The 18,418-nt window shown below is 68.9% G+C and carries 15 protein-coding genes; 7 read left to right on the plus strand and 8 right to left on the minus strand.

From position 1 onward, the window contains the following. Positions 1–76: 76 nt before the first annotated feature. The 4 genes from OG947_RS05055 to OG947_RS05070 all read right to left on the minus strand — a co-directional run bounded on the left by OG947_RS05055 (position 77) and on the right by OG947_RS05070 (position 5,099). Complete coding sequence (locus OG947_RS05055) at positions 77–1,069, minus strand: zinc-binding alcohol dehydrogenase family protein (protein ID WP_328813253.1); 993 nt, start codon at positions 1,067–1,069, stop codon at positions 77–79. 90 nt (positions 1,070–1,159) lie between these two features. Further along, positions 1,160–2,062: a succinate--CoA ligase subunit alpha gene (sucD, locus tag OG947_RS05060; protein WP_027504157.1), complete on the minus strand. Its 903-nt coding sequence runs from the start codon at positions 2,060–2,062 to the stop codon at positions 1,160–1,162. 14 nt (positions 2,063–2,076) lie between these two features. Beyond that, positions 2,077–3,240, minus strand: coding sequence for an ADP-forming succinate--CoA ligase subunit beta (gene sucC, locus OG947_RS05065; RefSeq protein WP_056446972.1), 1,164 nt, complete (start codon positions 3,238–3,240; stop codon positions 2,077–2,079). Between the two features lie 137 nt (positions 3,241–3,377). Then, on the minus strand, positions 3,378–5,099 hold the full coding sequence (locus OG947_RS05070; RefSeq protein WP_328813254.1) for a hypothetical protein: 1,722 nt from the start codon (positions 5,097–5,099) through the stop codon (positions 3,378–3,380). Between the two features lie 245 nt (positions 5,100–5,344). Between OG947_RS05070 and OG947_RS05075 the strand changes: the two genes are divergently transcribed. Beyond that, the gene (locus OG947_RS05075) at positions 5,345–6,553 is read left to right on the plus strand and encodes a M23 family metallopeptidase (RefSeq protein WP_328813255.1); all 1,209 of its coding nucleotides are present in this window, start codon (positions 5,345–5,347) and stop codon (positions 6,551–6,553) included. Between the two features lie 79 nt (positions 6,554–6,632). On the opposite strand, the gene OG947_RS05080 is transcribed toward OG947_RS05075, so the two are convergent. Beyond that, positions 6,633–9,092: a UvrD-helicase domain-containing protein gene (locus OG947_RS05080; RefSeq protein WP_307095407.1), complete on the minus strand. Its 2,460-nt coding sequence runs from the start codon at positions 9,090–9,092 to the stop codon at positions 6,633–6,635. A 299-nt stretch (positions 9,093–9,391) separates the two neighbouring features. Between OG947_RS05080 and OG947_RS05085 the strand changes: the two genes are divergently transcribed. Further along, entirely contained in the window at positions 9,392–9,718 is a 327-nt protein-coding gene (locus OG947_RS05085) for a chorismate mutase (protein WP_027504161.1), read from the plus strand. A gap of 66 nt (positions 9,719–9,784) precedes the next feature. On the opposite strand, the gene OG947_RS05090 is transcribed toward OG947_RS05085, so the two are convergent. Beyond that, on the minus strand, positions 9,785–11,266 hold the full coding sequence (locus OG947_RS05090) for an NAD-dependent succinate-semialdehyde dehydrogenase (protein ID WP_328813256.1): 1,482 nt from the start codon (positions 11,264–11,266) through the stop codon (positions 9,785–9,787). Between the two features lie 174 nt (positions 11,267–11,440). Between OG947_RS05090 and pgi the strand changes: the two genes are divergently transcribed. The 4 genes from pgi (at position 11,441) to OG947_RS05110 (ending at position 15,575) form a co-directional block, all read left to right on the plus strand. After that, positions 11,441–13,084, plus strand: a complete 1,644-nt coding sequence (pgi, locus tag OG947_RS05095) for a glucose-6-phosphate isomerase (protein WP_307109183.1) — start codon at positions 11,441–11,443, stop codon at positions 13,082–13,084. A 165-nt stretch (positions 13,085–13,249) separates the two neighbouring features. Beyond that, the gene (locus tag OG947_RS05100; RefSeq protein ID WP_056447520.1) at positions 13,250–14,011 is read left to right on the plus strand and encodes a crotonase/enoyl-CoA hydratase family protein; all 762 of its coding nucleotides are present in this window, start codon (positions 13,250–13,252) and stop codon (positions 14,009–14,011) included. Further along, on the plus strand, positions 14,008–15,288 hold the full coding sequence (locus OG947_RS05105; protein WP_328813257.1) for a hypothetical protein: 1,281 nt from the start codon (positions 14,008–14,010) through the stop codon (positions 15,286–15,288). Before OG947_RS05100 ends, OG947_RS05105 begins: the two co-directional genes overlap by 4 nt. Positions 15,289–15,329: 41 nt before the next feature. After that, complete coding sequence (locus OG947_RS05110; RefSeq protein ID WP_027504165.1) at positions 15,330–15,575, plus strand: DUF2630 family protein; 246 nt, start codon at positions 15,330–15,332, stop codon at positions 15,573–15,575. Here OG947_RS05110 and OG947_RS05115 read toward each other — a convergent pair whose 3' ends face one another. Continuing rightward, positions 15,576–16,328, minus strand: a complete 753-nt coding sequence (locus tag OG947_RS05115) for an SDR family oxidoreductase (protein ID WP_307095415.1) — start codon at positions 16,326–16,328, stop codon at positions 15,576–15,578. 47 nt (positions 16,329–16,375) lie between these two features. Between OG947_RS05115 and OG947_RS05120 the strand changes: the two genes are divergently transcribed. After that, complete coding sequence (locus OG947_RS05120; protein WP_328813258.1) at positions 16,376–17,815, plus strand: dihydrolipoyl dehydrogenase family protein; 1,440 nt, start codon at positions 16,376–16,378, stop codon at positions 17,813–17,815. On the opposite strand, the gene OG947_RS05125 is transcribed toward OG947_RS05120, so the two are convergent. Continuing rightward, the gene (locus OG947_RS05125) at positions 17,812–18,405 is read right to left on the minus strand and encodes a hypothetical protein (protein WP_027504168.1); all 594 of its coding nucleotides are present in this window, start codon (positions 18,403–18,405) and stop codon (positions 17,812–17,814) included. The genes OG947_RS05120 and OG947_RS05125 overlap by 4 nt on opposite strands. Between the last annotated feature and the right edge of the window lie 13 nt (positions 18,406–18,418).

The following is an 18,418-nucleotide window of genomic DNA, read 5'->3' on the forward strand; positions in this document are numbered from 1 at the left end:
CCCCGATCAGACCGCCCCCCGACGACCTGAGCAGACAGTAACCCACCCCACCGACAAGAACTCGGGCACGATTTTCCTACCGAACGACGACCACCTTGCCGATGGTGCCGCCACTTTCCACTCGTCGGTGCGCGTCCTGCAGGGTGTCCACGTCGAACGGTGACAGAGTCGTGGTGCGGGTGCTCCGCAGAGTTCCGTTGTCGATGAGTCGCGAGACCTCGTCGAGGATGGTGTGCTGAGAAGTGCTCTCCGGCAACGACAACGGCACCGTGAACATCAGTTCCCAGTGCCAGGTCTGGCTCTTGGCCTTCAGCGGCATCAGGTCCAGGCCGACCGGATCGTCGATCGCCACGACCTGACCGTGCACTGCCATCACCGCGGCGTAGGCGTCGACATTGCCCTCGGAGAACGGCGAGAACACGTACTCGACGCCGTCCGGCGCCAGGGCACCGACCTCGTCCACGAGGGAGTGCCGATCCACCACGTGATGGGCGCCCATCTCCATTGCCCAGTCGCGGGATTCGCCGCGCGATGCCGCGGCAACAACGGTGAGCGAGGTCAGTGCCCGGGCGAGCTGGATGATCATCGACCCGGTACCGCCGGCGGCCCCCATCACGAGAAGTGTGCCGGTGCTGTCTTTCCCGAGTCCGAGCCGGACGAACAGCGATTCCCAGGCGGTGATGGCGGTCAGCGGCACGGCCGCGGCGTCCTCGGCGGACAGTGACGACGGCGCATGGCCGACGATCCGCTCGTCGACGAGTTGGTACTGGGCGTTGCTGCCGTCCCGAGCTATGGATCCCGCATAGAAGACTCGATCGCCGGGCTCGAAGATTCGGGCGTCGGAACCCACCGCGACGACCTCACCGACGGCGTCGAAACCGAGGACCTTAGGGCCGTCGGACGGATCGAAGGACGAGCGAACCTTCGTGTCCACCGGATTGACGGACACCGCGTCGACACGTACGAGAACGTCGAATCCGGTGGGCGACGGAGTCTCTCGCTCGATCTGCACGAACGGCGAGTCGGGTTCGACGGAGACGATGGCGGAGTGAGTCGCGGGAATGCTCATACCTCGACGGTAGTCCCCCGGAACGACACGAGGGAGGCAAGCTTCCCGAGCGGGAAACCGGCCTCCCTCGTGTGAGAGAAGAAAGAGTGACTACTTCTTCTCGAGGATCTCGCGCGCGAGGGCAGCGGTCTCGGACGGCGTCTTGCCGACCTTCACGCCGGCCGCCTCGAGGGCGTCCTTCTTGGCCTGAGCTGTTCCCAGCGAGCCGGAGACGATGGCGCCGGCGTGGCCCATGGTCTTGCCCTCGGGAGCGGTGAAGCCGGCGACGTAACCGACGACGGGCTTGGTGACGTGCGCCTTGATGTAGTCGGCTGCACGCTCCTCGGCGTCGCCACCGATCTCGCCGATCATGACGATGATCTCGGTGTCGGGATCGTTCTCGAACGCCTCGATGGCGTCGATGTGCGTGGTGCCGATGACCGGGTCGCCGCCGATGCCGATGGCGGTGGAGAAGCCGAAGTCACGGAGCTCGAACATCATCTGGTAGGTCAGGGTGCCCGACTTCGAGACGAGGCCGATGGGGCCCTTGCCGGCGATGTTGGCGGGCGTGATGCCGACCAGTGCCTCGCCGGGGGTGATGATGCCGGGGCAGTTCGGCCCGATGATGCGGGTCTTCTTGCCCTTTTCGACGTTGTAGGCCCACGCGTACGCGCTGTCCTGCACCGGGATTCCCTCGGTGATGACGACGAGCAGCGGGATCTCCGCGTCGATGGCCTCGACGATGGCGTCCTTGGAGAATGCCGGCGGCACGAACGCGATGGACACGTCGGCTCCGGTCTTCTCCATGGCCTCGGCAACGCTGGCGAACACGGGCAGCTCGACGTCGGAACCGTCGGCTGCGGTGTGCTTGACCGTGGTCCCGGCCTTGCGAGCGTTGACGCCGCCGACGACCTGCGTGCCGGCCTTGAGCATCAGGGCGGTGTGCTTCGTGCCCTCGCCGCCGGTGATGCCCTGGACGATGACCTTGTTGTTCTTGTTCAGGAAAATAGACATAGTTTCGGTGCCCTCTACTTCGCAGCCAGCTCGGCGGCCTTGTCGGCGCCTTCGTCCATGGTCTCGGCCAGTGTCACCAACGGGTGCGCAGCATCGGCGAGAATCTTCCGGCCTTCTTCGACCTTGTTGCCGTCCAGGCGGACGACCAGCGGCTTGGAGGCGGTGTCGCCCAGCGTCTTCAGAGCGCCGACGATGCCGTTGGCAACCGCGTCGCACGAGGTGATTCCGCCGAAGACGTTGACGAACACGCTCTTGACCTGCGAGTCGCCGAGGATGACGTCGAGGCCTGCGGCCATGACCTCTGCCGAGGCGCCGCCGCCGATGTCGAGGAAGTTGGCGGGCTTGACGCCACCGTGCGCCTCACCGGCGTACGCGACGACGTCGAGGGTCGACATGACCAGTCCAGCACCGTTTCCGATGATGCCGACCTGTCCGTCGAGCTTGACGTAGTTGAGGTCGTTCTCCTTGGCCTTCGCCTCGAGTGGGTCCGCCGCGTCGGCGTCCTCGAACTCGGCGTGGCCCTTCTGGCGGAAGTCCGCGTTGGCGTCCAGGGTGACCTTGCCGTCGAGGGCGAGGATCTGGTCGTCCGGCGTGCGCACGAGGGGGTTGACCTCGACGAGCAGCGCGTCTTCCTTGATGAAGACGTCCCACAGCTTCTGGATCGTGTTGGCCGCGGCGTCGAGCACCTCGGCGGGAAGCTTGCCGGCCTCGGCGATCTCACGCGCGAAGGCGAGGTCGACACCCTTGACGGCGTCGACGGGGATGCGGGCGAGCGCGTCCGGGTTCTCCTCGGCGGTGACCTCGATCTCGACACCACCCTCGACGGAACACATCGCGAGGTACGTGCGGTTCGTGCGGTCGAGCAGGAAGGAGATGTAGTACTCCTCCGCGATGTCGCTGGCCTCGGCGACGAGGAGCTTCTTGACGACGTGGCCCTTGATGTCGAGTCCGAGGATCGCTTCCGCGTTCGCCTCGGCCTCGGCGACGTCCTTGGAGTACTTCACGCCGCCGGCCTTGCCGCGGCCGCCGACCTTCACCTGGGCCTTGACCATGACAGGCTTGCCGATTTCTTCGGCGATCTGTCGTGCACCGGCGACCGTGTCGGTGACACGACCTGCCGACGTCGGAACCTCGTGCTTGGCGAAGAGTTCCTTCGCCTGGTATTCGAAGAGATCCATCAGCTCACCATCTCGTCTGCGTTGACGCCCGCTCGAGGGGTAGGAGCGGGTCCGACTTGCGACTGTAACTTTCCACCGAGAGGCCTGATCGACAGCCCGTCGAACTTGTGGTTCAGATCACCGACCTGCGCCGACATCTACTCACCAGTACGAAAAAATCCTGCCGCCACCAGCGCCGATGCCGCAGCGCCGACAGCGGTCACGAAGGCCCCCGACGACGCCGTCACGCCGGGGCCCGCGCCGCCGAGGATCGGGCTCAGCGCGACACCCGCCAGAGCCACCGCGGAACCGATCTGGAGCGCCGCGGCGCGCGACGCCCGAGCGCGGGCCGCGACGGCGGCGCCGATCAGGACGGCGGCCACGAGTACCAGCCGCCCCCACACGTCCCACCCCCACGGCAGCGCCCCGATCCAGCCGCCGGTCTCCCCAACCACGTCGTACTGCGGCAGGAGCAGCCCCAGTGCGGCGACCCCGGCCGCGACGGCCAGCGCGGCTGCGAGGGGGCGCGAGGCCCCGTCCAGATCGCTGGTGTCGACGCCGTCCCGCTCCGAGGCGCCCGCCGCGGCGACGAGCGCGAGCGTGAGCAGACCGAGCAGCGTGCCGACGACCAGCAGCCAGCCGCCCGCACCGACGGACACGCCGTCGATACCGACGCCCAGCACGAGCGCCTGCAGCACCGCGGCCGCGAGCGCCAGATGGCCCGTGACGATCAGCGGCACCGCAGGCCGCACCGCGGCGGCGAACTCCGAGAAGAGCAACAGCACGCCGCCGACGACGGTCACGACGGCGTACGCGGCCACCGCCCGATCCCCCACCACCGTCGGGACGGAGCCGGTCGAGACGTCGAGAAGCGGCAGGACGGCGCCGACACCGAGAGCGATGCCCGTCAGGACCGTCACCGCTCCCGCGACAACGTGCCGCCGCGTCGAGTTCGAGGGAGCGGCGGACCGTGCGAGCCGGGGCACGGAGGTCGTGGGTCCGGAGGTCGCGCGCGCCGTCGCCACCGTGGCCACGCCGAGGACGAAGAGCCCGCCGACTCCGACGACCGTGCCCGCGCCGAGGTCGATGCGGTCGCCCGCCCCCAGCGCGGCAGCCAGGCGGACGCCGACGACGGTCGCCGACGCCGCGACCACACCGGCCAGTGCGCCGACCGCCGCGGACCTGCTGGTCGACGAGAACGCGTAGGCCACACCCACCAGCACCGCGACCGCGGACAGTCCACCGCCGAGAGCCGACGCGACGGGTCCGGCGACCGGAGCGGGAGCGAGGACGACGGCATCGGTGCTCACGTACGCGGGCAGGAGGAACGAGGCGGCGAGTGCGAGAGCGCCCGCGACCCCCGCGGCGACCACGACCGATGCCGATCGACGAGCGACGGGATCCTCGTCGACGTCGTCCCACTCGACCGTCCGCGCCAGCGCGAGTGCCGCCAGCGCCCCGGCGACGACGACGAGCGCGTGCCCGAGCGTCACCACCACGGCTCCCGGGCCCGCCTTCAGCGCGCCGGCCGAGATCGGACGGAACAGCTCCAGCCGGTCGGCGTCGATCGCTCCGACGAACAACTGGAGATCGGCCACGATCGATCCCAGTGCGACGGCGCCCAGCGTCGCGAGCACGGGGAAGACGATCGGCCGGATCGCGCGCACCAGGAGCAGCAGAGCGATCGCTGCCCAGAGCGCCGACGAGACGGCGGCCGCGCCCCGCACCGGGAGGCCCACGTCGGCGCCGCCGACGACGGGAACGTACGGAGCGGCCGCCACCGCCAGCGCTCCGACGACTCCGAGTGCGCGGGCACCGAGCCGGACGGGGTCGGACGCGGAACCAGAGGTACGACGGCCCGCGGATGTCGGCTGTGTCACGATGACGAACGGTATCCGGTCCTTGTGTCCGCCGATCGTGATGCCGCTCGGCTCGATCACAGGAAGATCACCGATGTGCCTGATCGGCGTCGGGACTCGTCCTCGAGTAAACTCAGGACACCTTGTGAGCCACCTCACATATGTGACCCGAGAAGCCGTTTGGCTTGCGCCCGCCGCGACCATTTCGTTACCGTCCACGAGGTTCCACATCACGGGTAGGTCACGAATCAGGAGGACGGCAGGTCTTGCAGCACCACCGAACTCCGTTCACACGCTCACGCTTCGTCTCGGACGCCACCGACGACAGTCGGTTCGATTCCCAGCAGTACGAGGCCCAGCAGTTCGAGCACGACACCACCGTGCTCACGCCGGCGGACGGTCATCTGACCGACACCGGCCCCCTCGAAGCCCTCTCGACCGATGCAGCATCGTCCCCCTGGGACCGTGCGCACGAGTCCAGCGACTACGTGGCGTCCGCGCCCGCGTACACCCCGGCCCCCCTCGGCGATGCGCCCACGCGCCGCCGCCGCTCGGTACCGGCGACGTCCTTCCTCGTCACCCCTCCGGCCGGAGCAGCACCGTCGGTGACCTCGGCTGCAATCGCGGACGAGATCGCCGTCAAGCGCAGCGGCGCCCACCGCATCCCCGCTCCGCCGTCCGCCCTCAAGGGACGCGTCGCTGTCGTCGCCGTGGCCGCAGGTGCGGTCGTCGCTGCCGGCCAGGCCGCGATCGACAACGCGCAGCCCGCCGAGCGCACCGAGACCTCCGAGTACGCGCTGGCCGCCGGCCAGGCCCCGGCAGCTGCCACGTCCGCAGGAATCGTCGACAGCTCCACCGCCGCCGGCATCGTCGCGGACCAGCCGGCCGCGCACGTCGACTCGGTGCCCACCGCCACGTCGACCGGAGCGCCCGTCACGGCCCCCTCCACGTCCGCGGCACCGCAGATCCTCAACATCGCCGCACCGGTCGACCTGGGCCAGTTCTCGGAGCTCCTGGCGAAGGGCCAGCGCTTCAGCGAGGAGCGCGAGGCTCGGGAGGCCGCTGCACGGCGTCCCCTCTTCGCACTGCCCGCGCTCGGCACCTACACCTCCGGCTTCGGCTCGCGGTGGGGCACGCTGCACGCCGGCGTGGACATCGCCAACGCCATCGGCACGCCGGTGTACGCCGTGGCCGACGGCACCGTCATCGACTCGGGCCCCGCGGCCGGCTTCGGACTGTGGGTCCGGTTGCAGCACGCCGACGGCACCATCACCGTGTACGGCCACATCGATTCGTCCGAGGTCCAGGTGGGCCAGACGGTCATGGCCGGCGACGAGATCGCCAAGATGGGCAACCGCGGCCAGTCCACCGGCCCGCACCTCCACTTCGAGGTCCACCTCACGGGCGACAACAAGATCGACCCGCTCCCCTGGTTGGCGTCCCGCGGTATCGCTCTCGGCCCCGAGCGCGACTGAGTTCCCACGCCTCCACACACGTCGAAGGTCCGGCGTCACCGTCATGCACAGTGGCGCCGGACCTTTTTTCCGTGCCCTCTCACAGCTTGGTCATCGGCACTCCGCCGATGAGCATCATCTTCACGCGACCGGACGTGCCGAAGTCGATCAGCACCATCGCACGCTGACCTGATCCCTCGGACTCGACGACGGTCCCGAGACCGTACTTGTCGTGGCTCACGCGATCACCCACGGCGAGCGTCAGGGTGTTGTTGGACCGGGCCTTGCCGAAGCTGGGTGTCGGGGTGGCCGACGGCGACGACCCACCGGACCATCCTCCACGGGGATTCGACGTCCAGTCGCGCTGGCGCCCCGAGCCACCACTGGAACCGAACCCGCTGCCGACGCCGGGATCCTCCCGTTTCCAGTCGATGAGATGCTGCGGAACCTCTTGCAGGAAGCGCGATTCGGGGTTGTTGATGGGCTGCCCCCACGCCGAGCGCATGATCGCGCGAGTGAGGTAGAGCCGGTGCCGCGCACGCGTGATGCCCACGTAGGCGAGTCGACGCTCCTCGGACAACTCCGCAGGATCACCGAGCGCTCGCATGTGCGGGAACTGGCCGTCCTCCCACCCGGTGACGAACACGACCGGGAACTCGAGCCCCTTGGCCGTGTGCAGCGTCATGAGCGTGACGACACCGTCGCCGTTGTCCGGAATCTGGTCGGTGTCGGCCACCAGCGAGACCCGCTCGAGGAAGGCGGCGAGCGAACCAGGCTCGGCCACACCGTCGGTGTCCTCTGGTTCTGCGGACGCGACGTCGAGGTCCGCGTTGATGTCGACCCCCACCTCGAGATCCTCGATGCCCTGAAGGTTGCGTGCGTCGGCACTGAACTCGCGGGCCACGCTGACCAGTTCGTTGAGGTTGTCGAGGCGAGCGCCGTCCTGGGGATCCGAGCTGGCCTCGAGTTCGGCGCGATATCGCGTGCGGTCGAGCACCGCCTCGACGATGTCGCCGATGTCCGCGACGTCGTTTCCGTCGGCATCGGTCGCGTTCATGGTGGCCCGCAGCTCGCCGATCATCTCCATGAACGACGCGATGGCGTTCTGCGCGCGCGTGTTGAGCAGCGCCACGGAGCCGGCCGCGGCATCGAGGAGCGCGGCGTTGAAGCTGATGTTCTTCCGCTCGGCGTGCACGGCGACACAGGCCTCGGCACGATCGCCGATGCCGCGGCGCGGGGTGTTGAGGATGCGCCGCATGCTCACCGTGTCGTCCGGATTGGCCAGCACGCGGAGGTACGCGACCACGTCGCGTACCTCCTTGCGCTCGTAGAAGCGCACACCGCCCACCACCTTGTAGGGCAGACCGAGGCGGATGAAGATCTCCTCGAGCGCGCGCGAGGAGTTGTTGGTCCGGTAGAACACCGCGACGTCGGAGTACTTGTAGTCGGTGCCGTCGACCAGCCGATCGATCTCCGACGCCACGAACTTGGCCTCGTCATGCTCGTTGTCCGCCACGTAGCCGATGATCGGATCGCCGTCGCCGGTGTCCGTCCACAGCCGCTTGTCACGACGGTTGGTGTTGCGCGCGATGACGGCGTTGGCTGCCGCCAGGATGGTCTGGGTGGACCGGTAGTTCTGCTCGAGCAGGATGGTCCGCGCATCCGGATAGTCGCGCTCGAACTCCTCGATGTTGCGGATGGTCGCGCCGCGGAACGCGTAGATCGACTGGTCGGCGTCGCCCACAACGCACAGTTCGCTCGGGGGAACTGCCGCGACGTCGCCCTCCGCCGTCGATCCGGTGCCCACCAACTCGCGCACCAGCATGTACTGCGCGTGGTTGGTGTCCTGGTACTCGTCGACGAGGACGTGGCGGAAGCGGCGCCGGTAGTACTCGGCGACGTCCGGATGGCTCTGCAGCAGTGCCACCGTCTCGCCGATGAGATCGTCGAAGTCGAACGCGTTGGCCGCCCGCAGACGCTGCTGGTAGTGGCCGTAGACCTTCGCGATGACGGCCGGCAGCTCGGCCGGCTCCTTCTCCGCGTCGGCGACGGCCTGGTCCGGATCGATCAGCTCGTTCTTCAGATTGGAGATCTGCGTCGCCAGCAGACGCGACGAGAACTTCTTCGGATCGAGCTGCAGATCCTTGCCGATCATCGTGAGGAGCCGACGCGAGTCGTCCGCGTCGTAGATGGAGAAGTTCGAGTTGAGGCCGGGAAGCAGCGCCGCCTGGCTCCGGAGGATCCGCACGCAGCTCGAGTGGAACGTGCTCACCCACATGAAGTTGGCCCGCGGCCCGACCAACTGGACGACGCGTTCCCGCATCTCCGCCGCGGCCTTGTTGGTGAACGTGATCGCGAGGACCTGGCCGGGTGTGACATCTCTCTCCGCCAGGAGATACGCGATGCGACGGGTCAGCACCGCGGTCTTGCCCGAACCGGCGCCCGCCACGATGAGCAACGGTCCCCCCGAGTGCATCACTGCCTCGCGCTGCTGGGGATTGAGGCCCTCGAGGAGCTGGTCCGAGGACCTGGTGGCACGTGCGGGTGACTGTGTGTTCATCGTCCGTCCAGATTACCGGCGGTCACCGACACCGACACCATCACTCGGGCCGTGGGCGCCGAATCCCTGTCGTGTCGGAGTTCTGCCGCCCGCCGTATCACGCCGATCTGCAAGTGCTCCTTCTTTACGTGGGGAGTGACACGGGCATACTCTTGCCCGGGCTCGACCGGCGAACGGCATCACACCGACTGCACCCGACCGTAGTGACCAGGCGTTTCGTGACTTCCGCGGAAATTCGTGGAAATCGCGTAACAGAACGTGAGAGCAGAGCGACACACGTTCTGACACGAGGAGTTGATATGAGCACAGCGATTCACACCACCGCAGCATCGGCATCGTCCGAGTCGAACGATCACGCCGACGACGCGAACCTGCCGACGTCCGAAGCCGAGATCGACGAGCTCCGCAAGGAGATCGACCGCCTCGATGCCGAGATCCTCGCCGCCGTGAAGCGCCGCTCCGAGGTCTCCCGCACCATCGGTCAGACGCGGATGGCACAGGGCGGACCCCGCCTCGTCCACAGCCGCGAGATGAAGGTCCTCCAGCGCTTCAGCGACCTCGGCCAGGAGGGTCACACGCTGGCCATGCTCCTGCTCCGCCTGGGCCGCGGCCGCCTCGGACACTGAGTCCACCGCTCGTAGAGCTCGACCGGGAACCGCCCAGACGACGGGCGGTTCCCGTGCCTCACCGCATCACTGCAGGGCGATGTACTTGGTCTCGAGGTACTCCTCGATCCCCTCGCTTCCGCCCTCGCGACCGAATCCCGACGCCTTGATCCCACCGAACGGTGCGGCCGCGTCGGAGATCACCCCGCGATTGACACCCACCATGCCGGTCTCCACGGCCTCCGCCACGCGCAGCGCCCGGTCCAGATCCCGCGTGAAGATGTACGCGGCCAGGCCGAACTCGGTGTCGTTCGCCGCAGCGATGCCGTCCTCCTCGGTCTCGAAGCCGCGCACCGCGAGCACCGGTCCGAAGACCTCCTCGCTCAGAATTCGGGCGTCACCGGGCACGTCGGTCAGCACGGTGGCGGGGTAGAACCAGCCCGGCCCGTCCTCCGCAGTGCCGCCGAGAGCGACGGTCGCGCCCTTGGACGCCGCGTCGTCGACGAGTTCGGCCACCGTGTCACGCTGCTCCTCGTTGATCAGCGGTCCGAGCTTCGTGTCCAGATCACTGCCCCGCCCGACCGTCATGGCGCGCATCTTATCGGTCACCTTGGCGACGAACTCGTCCTTGACCGAGTTCTGCACGTGGAACCGATTGGCGGCCGTGCAGGCCTCGCCGCCGTTGCGCATCTTGGCGAGCATCGCCCCCTCGACGGCGGCGTCGATGTCCGCGTCGTCGAACACGACGAAGGGCGCATTGCCGCCCAGCTCCATCGACGTCCGCAGCAGATTCTTCGACGACTTCTCCACGAGCATCCGCCCCACCTCGGTGGAGCCGGTGAAGGTCAACTTGCGCAGTCGAGGATCGTCGATCAGCGGCCCGGTGACAGCGCTGGACTTCGACGTCGGCAGTACCGACAGCACGCCCTCGGGCAGCCCGGCCTCGGAGATGAGCTTCGCCAGGTAGAGCATCGTCAGCGGAGTCTCCGAGGCGGGCTTCACCAGGATCGTGCATCCCGCCGCGAGTGCGGGCCCGATCTTGCGGGTGCCCATCGCCAGCGGGAAGTTCCACGGCGTGATCGCCAGCACCGGGCCGACGGGCTGCTTGGTCACCAGAATCCGGCCGTTGCCCGCGGGCGCCGGCGTGTACCGCCCCGCGATGCGGACCGCCTCCTCGGAGAACCAGCGGAAGAACTCTCCGCCGTACTTCACCTCGGCCTGACTCTCGGCGAAGGCCTTGCCCATCTCCAGCGTCATGAGCAGTGCGATGTCGTCGGCGTGCTCGGTGATCGACTCGAAGACCGCCCGCAGGATCTCGCCGCGCTGTCGCGCCGGGGTGGCGGCCCAGGACTTCTGCACCGCGACGGCCTCGTCGAGCGCGCGTGCGGCGTCGGCGGGACTCGCATCCGAGACCTCGGTGAGCACCTCCCCGGTCGAGGGATCCCGAACCGGGAACGTGGCGCCGTTCTCCGCGTCGACCTGCTTGCCTCCGATCCACAACTTCGTGGGGACGGACGCGATCAGGTCCTTCTCCCGGGTCGTCGCTGCGCTGCTCGTTCCTTCGCTCACGTCTCTCGCACTCCTCGTCGCTGCTCGCCGGGTCGCCCGGTGGTACCGACTGTCTACCCCGTGGGGCGGGACTCGTCACGCACTCCCGCACGGCGATCGCATGTCAGCGGGCAGGCCGGAGGCCGGTCGGCATGTCCCAGCGGCTCGGGTGCCCAGCGATTAGGGTCAGGGCTCATGAGCGCCGACATCACGAGCACCGAAGCCTGGACCGAGCTCGTCTCGCATCACGAGGCCGTGGCCGATCGCCACCTCCGTGACTTCTTCGCCGACGATCCGTCGCGTGGGAGCGAGCTGACCGTCACCGCGGGCGACCTGTACATCGACTACAGCAAGCACCGGGTCGAGCGGCAGACGCTCGAACTGCTGCTCGACCTCGCACGCGCAGCGGACGTCACCGGGCGTCGGGACGCCATGTTCGCGGGCGAGCACATCAACACCTCCGAGAACCGGGCCGTGCTGCACACCGCGCTGCGTCTGCCGTCGGACGCGTCACTCGAGGTCGACGGCCAGGACGTGGTGGCCGACGTGCACGAGGTCCTCACGCGGATGGGCGATTTCAGCGATCGAGTGCGATCCGGCGAGTGGACCGGCGCCACCGGTGAGCGGATCCGCACCGTCGTCAACATCGGGATCGGCGGCTCCGACCTGGGTCCGGTGATGGTGTACCAGGCTCTGCGGCACTACGCCGACGCGGGCATCTCGGCGCGCTTCGTCTCGAACGTCGACCCGGCCGATCTCGTCGGCACCCTCGCCGACCTGGACCCGGCGTCGACGCTGTTCATCGTCGCCTCCAAGACCTTCGGCACACTCGAGACGCTGACCAACGCCACGGCCGCCCGGCGATGGCTCACGGCCGCACTCGGTGACGACGCCGTCGCCCAGCACTTCGTCGCGGTGTCCACCAATGCGGAGAAGGTGTCGAACTTCGGCATCGACACCGCGAACATGTTCGGCTTCTGGGACTGGGTCGGCGGCCGCTACTCGGTCGATTCCGCCATCGGTCTGTCGGTGATGCTCGCCGTCGGCCGCGAGGCGTTCGCGGACTTCCTCGAGGGCTTCCACCTGATCGACCAGCACTTCCGCGAGGCGCCGCTCGAGTCCAACGCGCCGATCCTGCTGGGCACGCTGGGCGTCTGGTACTCCAGCTTCTTCGGCGCGCAGTCCCGGGCGGTGCTGCCGTACTCGAACGATCTGAACCGGTTCGCCGCCTACCTGCAGCAGCTCACCATGGAGTCGAACGGCAAGTCGGTGAGGGCCGACGGAACGCCCGTCACGACGGACACCGGCGAGATCTTCTGGGGCGAGCCCGGAACCAACGGCCAGCACGCCTTCTACCAATTGCTGCACCAGGGAACACGACTCGTGCCGGCGGACTTCATCGGCTTCGCCGAGCCGACGGACGATCTTCCCACCGCGGACGGCACGGGCAGCATGCACGACCTGCTCATGAGCAACTACTTCGCCCAGACCAAGGTGTTGGCCTTCGGCAAGACGGCGGAGGAGATCGCTGCCGAGGGCACGGACGCGGACATCGTGCCGCACAAGGTGATGCCGGGCAACCGCCCGTCGACGTCGATCCTCGCGCCGAAACTCACGCCATCGGTGGTGGGTCAGCTCATCGCCCTCTACGAACATCAGGTCTTCGTCGAGGGCGTCATCTTCGGCATCGACTCGTTCGACCAGTGGGGAGTCGAGCTGGGCAAGACCCAGGCGCAGGAGCTGACGCCGGTGCTGACCGATGCGGACGGCCCGGGCGCGGACCTCGATTCGTCGACGAGTGCGCTGATCGACTGGTACCGCAGCGAACGCGGACGCTGACGTACAGCGAGACCGCGCCGGTCCGTCGGGTCGGGGGTCTGACGGACCGGCACGGTCTCACACACCATGTCGCCGCCGCCCGTCCGGGCGTTACACATCGGGCGAACTTTCTTCGGCGGCCTCGTGAACAACCACAACCTGGCGTGGCAGCGGTACGGTCGAACCATGAACGTGCGGATCGAACGCCGAGGTCCGGTGGTCACGGTGATCCTCCACCGACCCGAGGCACGCAATGCCGTGGACGGCCCGACGGCGGCCGCTCTGGTGGAGGCCTTCGAGGAGTTCGACGCGGATCCGACGGCGTCGGTCGCGGTGCTGTGGGGAGACGGCGGAACCTTCTGCGCCGGTGCCGACCTCAAGGCACTGGGCACCGAGCGCTCGAACGTGGCGACCGAGCACGGTGACGGGCCGATGGGGCCCACGCGCATGGAACTGTCCAAGCCCGTCATCGCCGCGGTGTCCGGCCATGCGGTCGCCGGCGGTCTCGAACTCGCGCTGTGGTGCGACCTGCGCGTCGCCGACGAGGACGCCGTGTTCGGTGTGTTCTGTCGGCGCTGGGGTGTGCCGCTGATCGACGGCGGAACGGTGCGATTGCCGCGGGCGATCGGTACGTCGCGGGCGATGGACATGATCCTCACCGGGCGTGCCGTCGACGCGCAGGAAGCGCTGACGTTCGGACTCGCCAACCGGGTCGTCCCCACGGGCACCTGCCGCGCTGCCGCGGAGGAACTCGCCGCGTCCCTGGCCGAGTTCCCGCAGGCGTGCCTGCGCGGCGACCGACTGTCGTCGCTCGAGCAGGAGGGCCTGGACCACCGCGCGGCGATGGCGAACGAGTTCCGGCACGGTGCCACCTCGCTCGTCGACGCGTTCGACGGCGCACAGAAGTTTGCGTCCGGCGCCGGGCGACACGGAGCACCGCTCGAGTGACTCGCCTCTCCGTCGTCGACGAGATCTTCCTCCGCACACATCGAGGCTTCGGCATACCCGTTGCGATGCAGGGCCTCTGGGTCACCGAGGAGCCCATCACCCCCGGCGCTCTCGACCTGATCGACGCCCGGCTCGCCGAGGGTCGTCTGGGTGTGCGGATCGTCAGCTCGCGTCTGCCCGGCGCGCGTCGGCGCTGGGTCCGGGCATCGGGGCGCCCCGGCGTCCGGTGGACGGAGCCGACCGACGACCCGGTCCGCTGGGCCGAGTCGGGCGCCGACGTCTCGCTCGACCCCGAGTACGGACCGGGCTGGCGTCTGACCGCGGCGCCCTGCGGGAACGGAACCGCCGTCTCGTTGGTGTGCTCCCACGTCATCGCCGACGCACGCGGACTCATCGACGCAGCAGCGGCGGCGCTGTCCGGCGTCCCGGACCCGATCGCCCCGGACGACGGCACCACCGACACCGCCGATGCACTGGCCACACTGTCGACCGTCGTCGGCCGCACCGCCGTGGCCGTCTCCGCGCTCGCCGTCAGTCGCGCCCGGCGCGCCGAACTGATGCAGTACCTGCAGGCGTCGAGGACCGGAACTCCTGCGCCGGCCCGTCCCGACGCGTGGGAAGTGCTGTCCGTGAGCACCGATGTCGAAGCGACGCAGTGGGATCGGGTCGCCGCCGACGGAGCGGGCACTCCGAACGTGGTGTTCCTGTCCGTCGTCGCGGCCGTCGTCGCGACGCTGAGATGTTCGGGCACGTCCGGCGACACCGACGGGTCCGTCCTGCTCGGCGTCCCGATGAAGGTCGAGGCCGGCGGCGCCAACGCGATCTCGGTGACGGCGGTCCGCATCACGGAATCCGACTCACTGGCCGACATCCGTCGACGCGCGAAGACGGCGTACCGAAGCCCGCTGACCGGTCCCGCGGGCTTCCCCGACGAGTTGCTGCACGTGGTCCCCGAACGCGCCGCCGCGCTCCTCGCGCCGTCGACGGGCCGGCGAGATGCTCTGTGCTCCAACATCGGCCCGCTTCCCGAGGCGGTGCGCACCATCGGCGGCCGCCCCGCGGTGCGCGTCGCCGCGCGGGCGATCCACCCGGGACTCCGACACGAGCAGTCCGCCGCGTCGCCGACCATCCTGTCGGCCTATCTCTGCCGCCACGATCACGCCTACACGCTGTCGGTGGTGGTCACCGATCCTGCGGCGGCGCACTCGGTGGAGCAGGTTCGCGACGCGATCGCGACGGCACTCGGGCATCACCACCTCACACCCGACTTCTGGTGAGTACGGTGAACATCACCGACTTCAGAGAGGTGAGTGCGTTCATGAGTGAGACCGACATCTACGCGAAGATCAAGGACCTGGTCGACACCGAGCACGAGTTGCGTTCGCGCACCGAAGCAGGCGAGCTCGATCCGAGCGAGGAGCGGGCGCAGCTCGACCAGCTCGAGAAGGCACTCGACCAGTGCTGGGACCTGCTGCGTCAGCGGCGCGCCAAGAAGGACGCCGGACTCTCCCCCGACGACGCCGAGGCGCAGTCCGTCTCACAGGTCGAGAACTACCTGCAGTAGCTAGACGAGCCCGTCCGTGAGTCGACGAGGGAGCACGCGCAACACGACGTCGATCGCCTTCCAGGTGAGGCCCGGCAGCGCGGAGCGCGCGACCTCCTTCTCGATGGCCGCGACCATCGCGGAGACGCCGTCGTCGAGTGAGGACATCAGTCGACCGGCGTCTCCGGCGCGGGAGGACATGTCGGTGGCGACATATCCGGGCAGCACCGTGGTGACCGCGATGGGTGTGCGGCGGAGTTCGGCGACCAGCGCCTCGCCGAGTGCCGAGACTCCCGCCTTCGACGCGGAGTACACAGCCTTGGATCCGGGTAGTCCGCGATCGGCACTCACCGACGACACGAGGACGAGGTGACCGGCATTCTGCTCACGGAACACCGCCAGCGCTGCCTCGACCTGGGACACCACTCCGACGAAGTTGGTGCGTGCGGTCTCGAGGTTGGCGTCCGCGCGCCCGGTGCCGAGCCTCGCGCCCTTTCCGAGACCGGCGTTCACGATCACGCGGTCGAGCCCGCCGAGTGTCTCCCGCAACGCGTCGATCCCCGACACCACCGACTCGTGATCCGTCACGTCCATCGCGGCGACCGCCACGGTGATGTCCGGATGCCGGGCGGTGAGCTCGGCGCGCAGAGCCTCGAGCCGGTCCACCCGCCGGGCACACAGCCCCACGTCGCGGCCCATCGCCGCGAACCGCCGCGCCATCTCCTCGCCCAGACCCGAACTGGCCCCGGTGATCACGATCTTCTGTCTCCCCATCGGGCACACACTAGCCACCACGACCCACTCAGAACTCTGGAGGATCAGTGAGCGACAGCAGCACCGACGAGTACGACGTCATCGTGATCGGCGGAGGGCCCGTCGGCGAGAACGCGGCGCAGTACGCGATCGCGGGCAGTGATCGCACTGCCGCCATCGTCGAGCACGAACTGGTGGGCGGTGAGTGCTCGTACTGGGCCTGCATGCCCAGCAAGGCGTTGCTCCTGCCCGCCTCCGTGCTGAACCAGGCCCGAGCGATGCCCGGGGTCCGCGAGATCGTCGGCGACGCGCGACTCGACGTCGACGCGGTGTTCGCCCGCCGCGAGAGCTTCACCCACGGGCTCGACGACTCCTCCCAGGTGTCGTGGGCCGAGGGCGCGAACATCCACGTCGTGCGCGGTCACGGCCGGGTGTCCGGCGAGCGCGAGGTGACAGTGGGCGATCGGGTCCTGCGCGCTCGGCACGCGGTGGTCCTCGCGACCGGCACCACGGCCACGGTGCCGCCGATTCCCGGACTGCGCGAAGCACTTCCGTGGACGTCCCGCGATTCGACCAACCTGCACGAGGTGCCGGAGCGGATCATCGTGATCGGCGGGGGCGTGGTCGCCTGCGAGTCGGCGACATGGTTGCTGGCCCTCGGCGCCGAGGTCACGATGATCGTGCGCGGAACCTCGCTGCTGGCCGGATCGGAGCCGTTCGCCGGGGCGGCGGTGGCCGACGCTCTGACCGCCGCGGGTGCGCGCATCCTGTTCGAGTCGCAGGTCGCCACGGTGTCGCGGCCCGACGCGCAGGACACCGGGTACGGCCACCTCCACGGTGGGCCCGCCTCGGTGACGATCGGCGACGACACACTCGAGGTCGACGAGATCCTGGTCGCCGCCGGCCGACGGCCGGCCACCAAGGACCTGGGGCTCGACGCGGTGGGCCTCCCCACCGGGGACCCGATCGCCGTCGACGACCATCTGACGGCGAAGGACGAGTGGCTCTACGCGGTGGGCGACGTCAACGGTCGCGCCCTGCTCACCCACATGGGCAAGTACCAGGGACGCGTGTGCGGCGACGTCATCGCCGTGCGCGCCGAGGGTCGATCGATCGACGGCAGCAGGTTCCGGGCGAGTGCCGATCACGGCCAGGTGCCCCAGGTCGTCTTCACCACCCCCGAGGTGGCGTCGGTGGGCCTCACCGAGAAGAAGGCGCGGGCCGCCGGTCTGCCGGTGCGGGTGGTCGAGATGGACATCGCCGTCGCGGGAAGCTCCCTGCGCCAGGACGACTTCGCCGGACACGCGTCGATGGTGATCGAGACGTCGAGCGACGTGATCGTCGGATTCACGCTGGTCGGCCAGGGCGTCGCGGAACTCCTGCACGCGGCCACCATCGCGGTGGTCGGCCGCGTCCCGCTGGAGACCCTGTGGCACGCGGTCCCGTCCTACCCGACGATGAGCGAGGTGTGGTTGCGCCTGCTCGAGGCCGCTCGCAGCGGAAGCTAGCCGCGCGGCAGCGGCTGGGCGCGCCGTACGGACAGTGCTGCTCGCTCGGGGTCGAGTGGGACCGGGGAGATCACGACGCCGTGTCCGACTCGCAGCGTGCCCGAGCTGATCGGCGCGGTGCGCAGACCACCGCGTCCGATCAACGCCTTGCGGGTGCCGTCCACCACCATGCTGTCCATCCACGCGCACGGGTGCGCGGGACGCCCCCCACGCAGGAGCACCGGGCCGTCACCGGTGTCGATGACGAAGTCCTCGCCCCGGAGCGGGTCGAGTTCGAGACCACGCACGACGATGTTGCGGCGGGCCACGCTCACGTCCCCGTCCCACGGCTCGTCGTCCGGGTGCAGGGCGTTCGCCTCGGCGACCGCCGTCTCCCACGCCTCGACGGCCAGGAACGTGATCGCCGCCTCGGTGTGCGCCTGGACGCCGAAGAACCGGTCGCCCCGGATGCCCTTCCCGGTCACCACCTCGACGGAAGACGGCAGCTGCGTGCGTACGTCGGCGGCGGGCCCGTCCTTGCTGCGACCGAAGTAGGCATGTGACGGAGACACGAGAAGCTGCACGATCTCGATGGGACAGGTGAACGTCATACCCCGAGTGTGC

The organism is Rhodococcus sp. NBC_00297 (assembly GCF_036173065.1).
Lineage (GTDB): Bacteria > Actinomycetota > Actinomycetes > Mycobacteriales > Mycobacteriaceae > Rhodococcoides.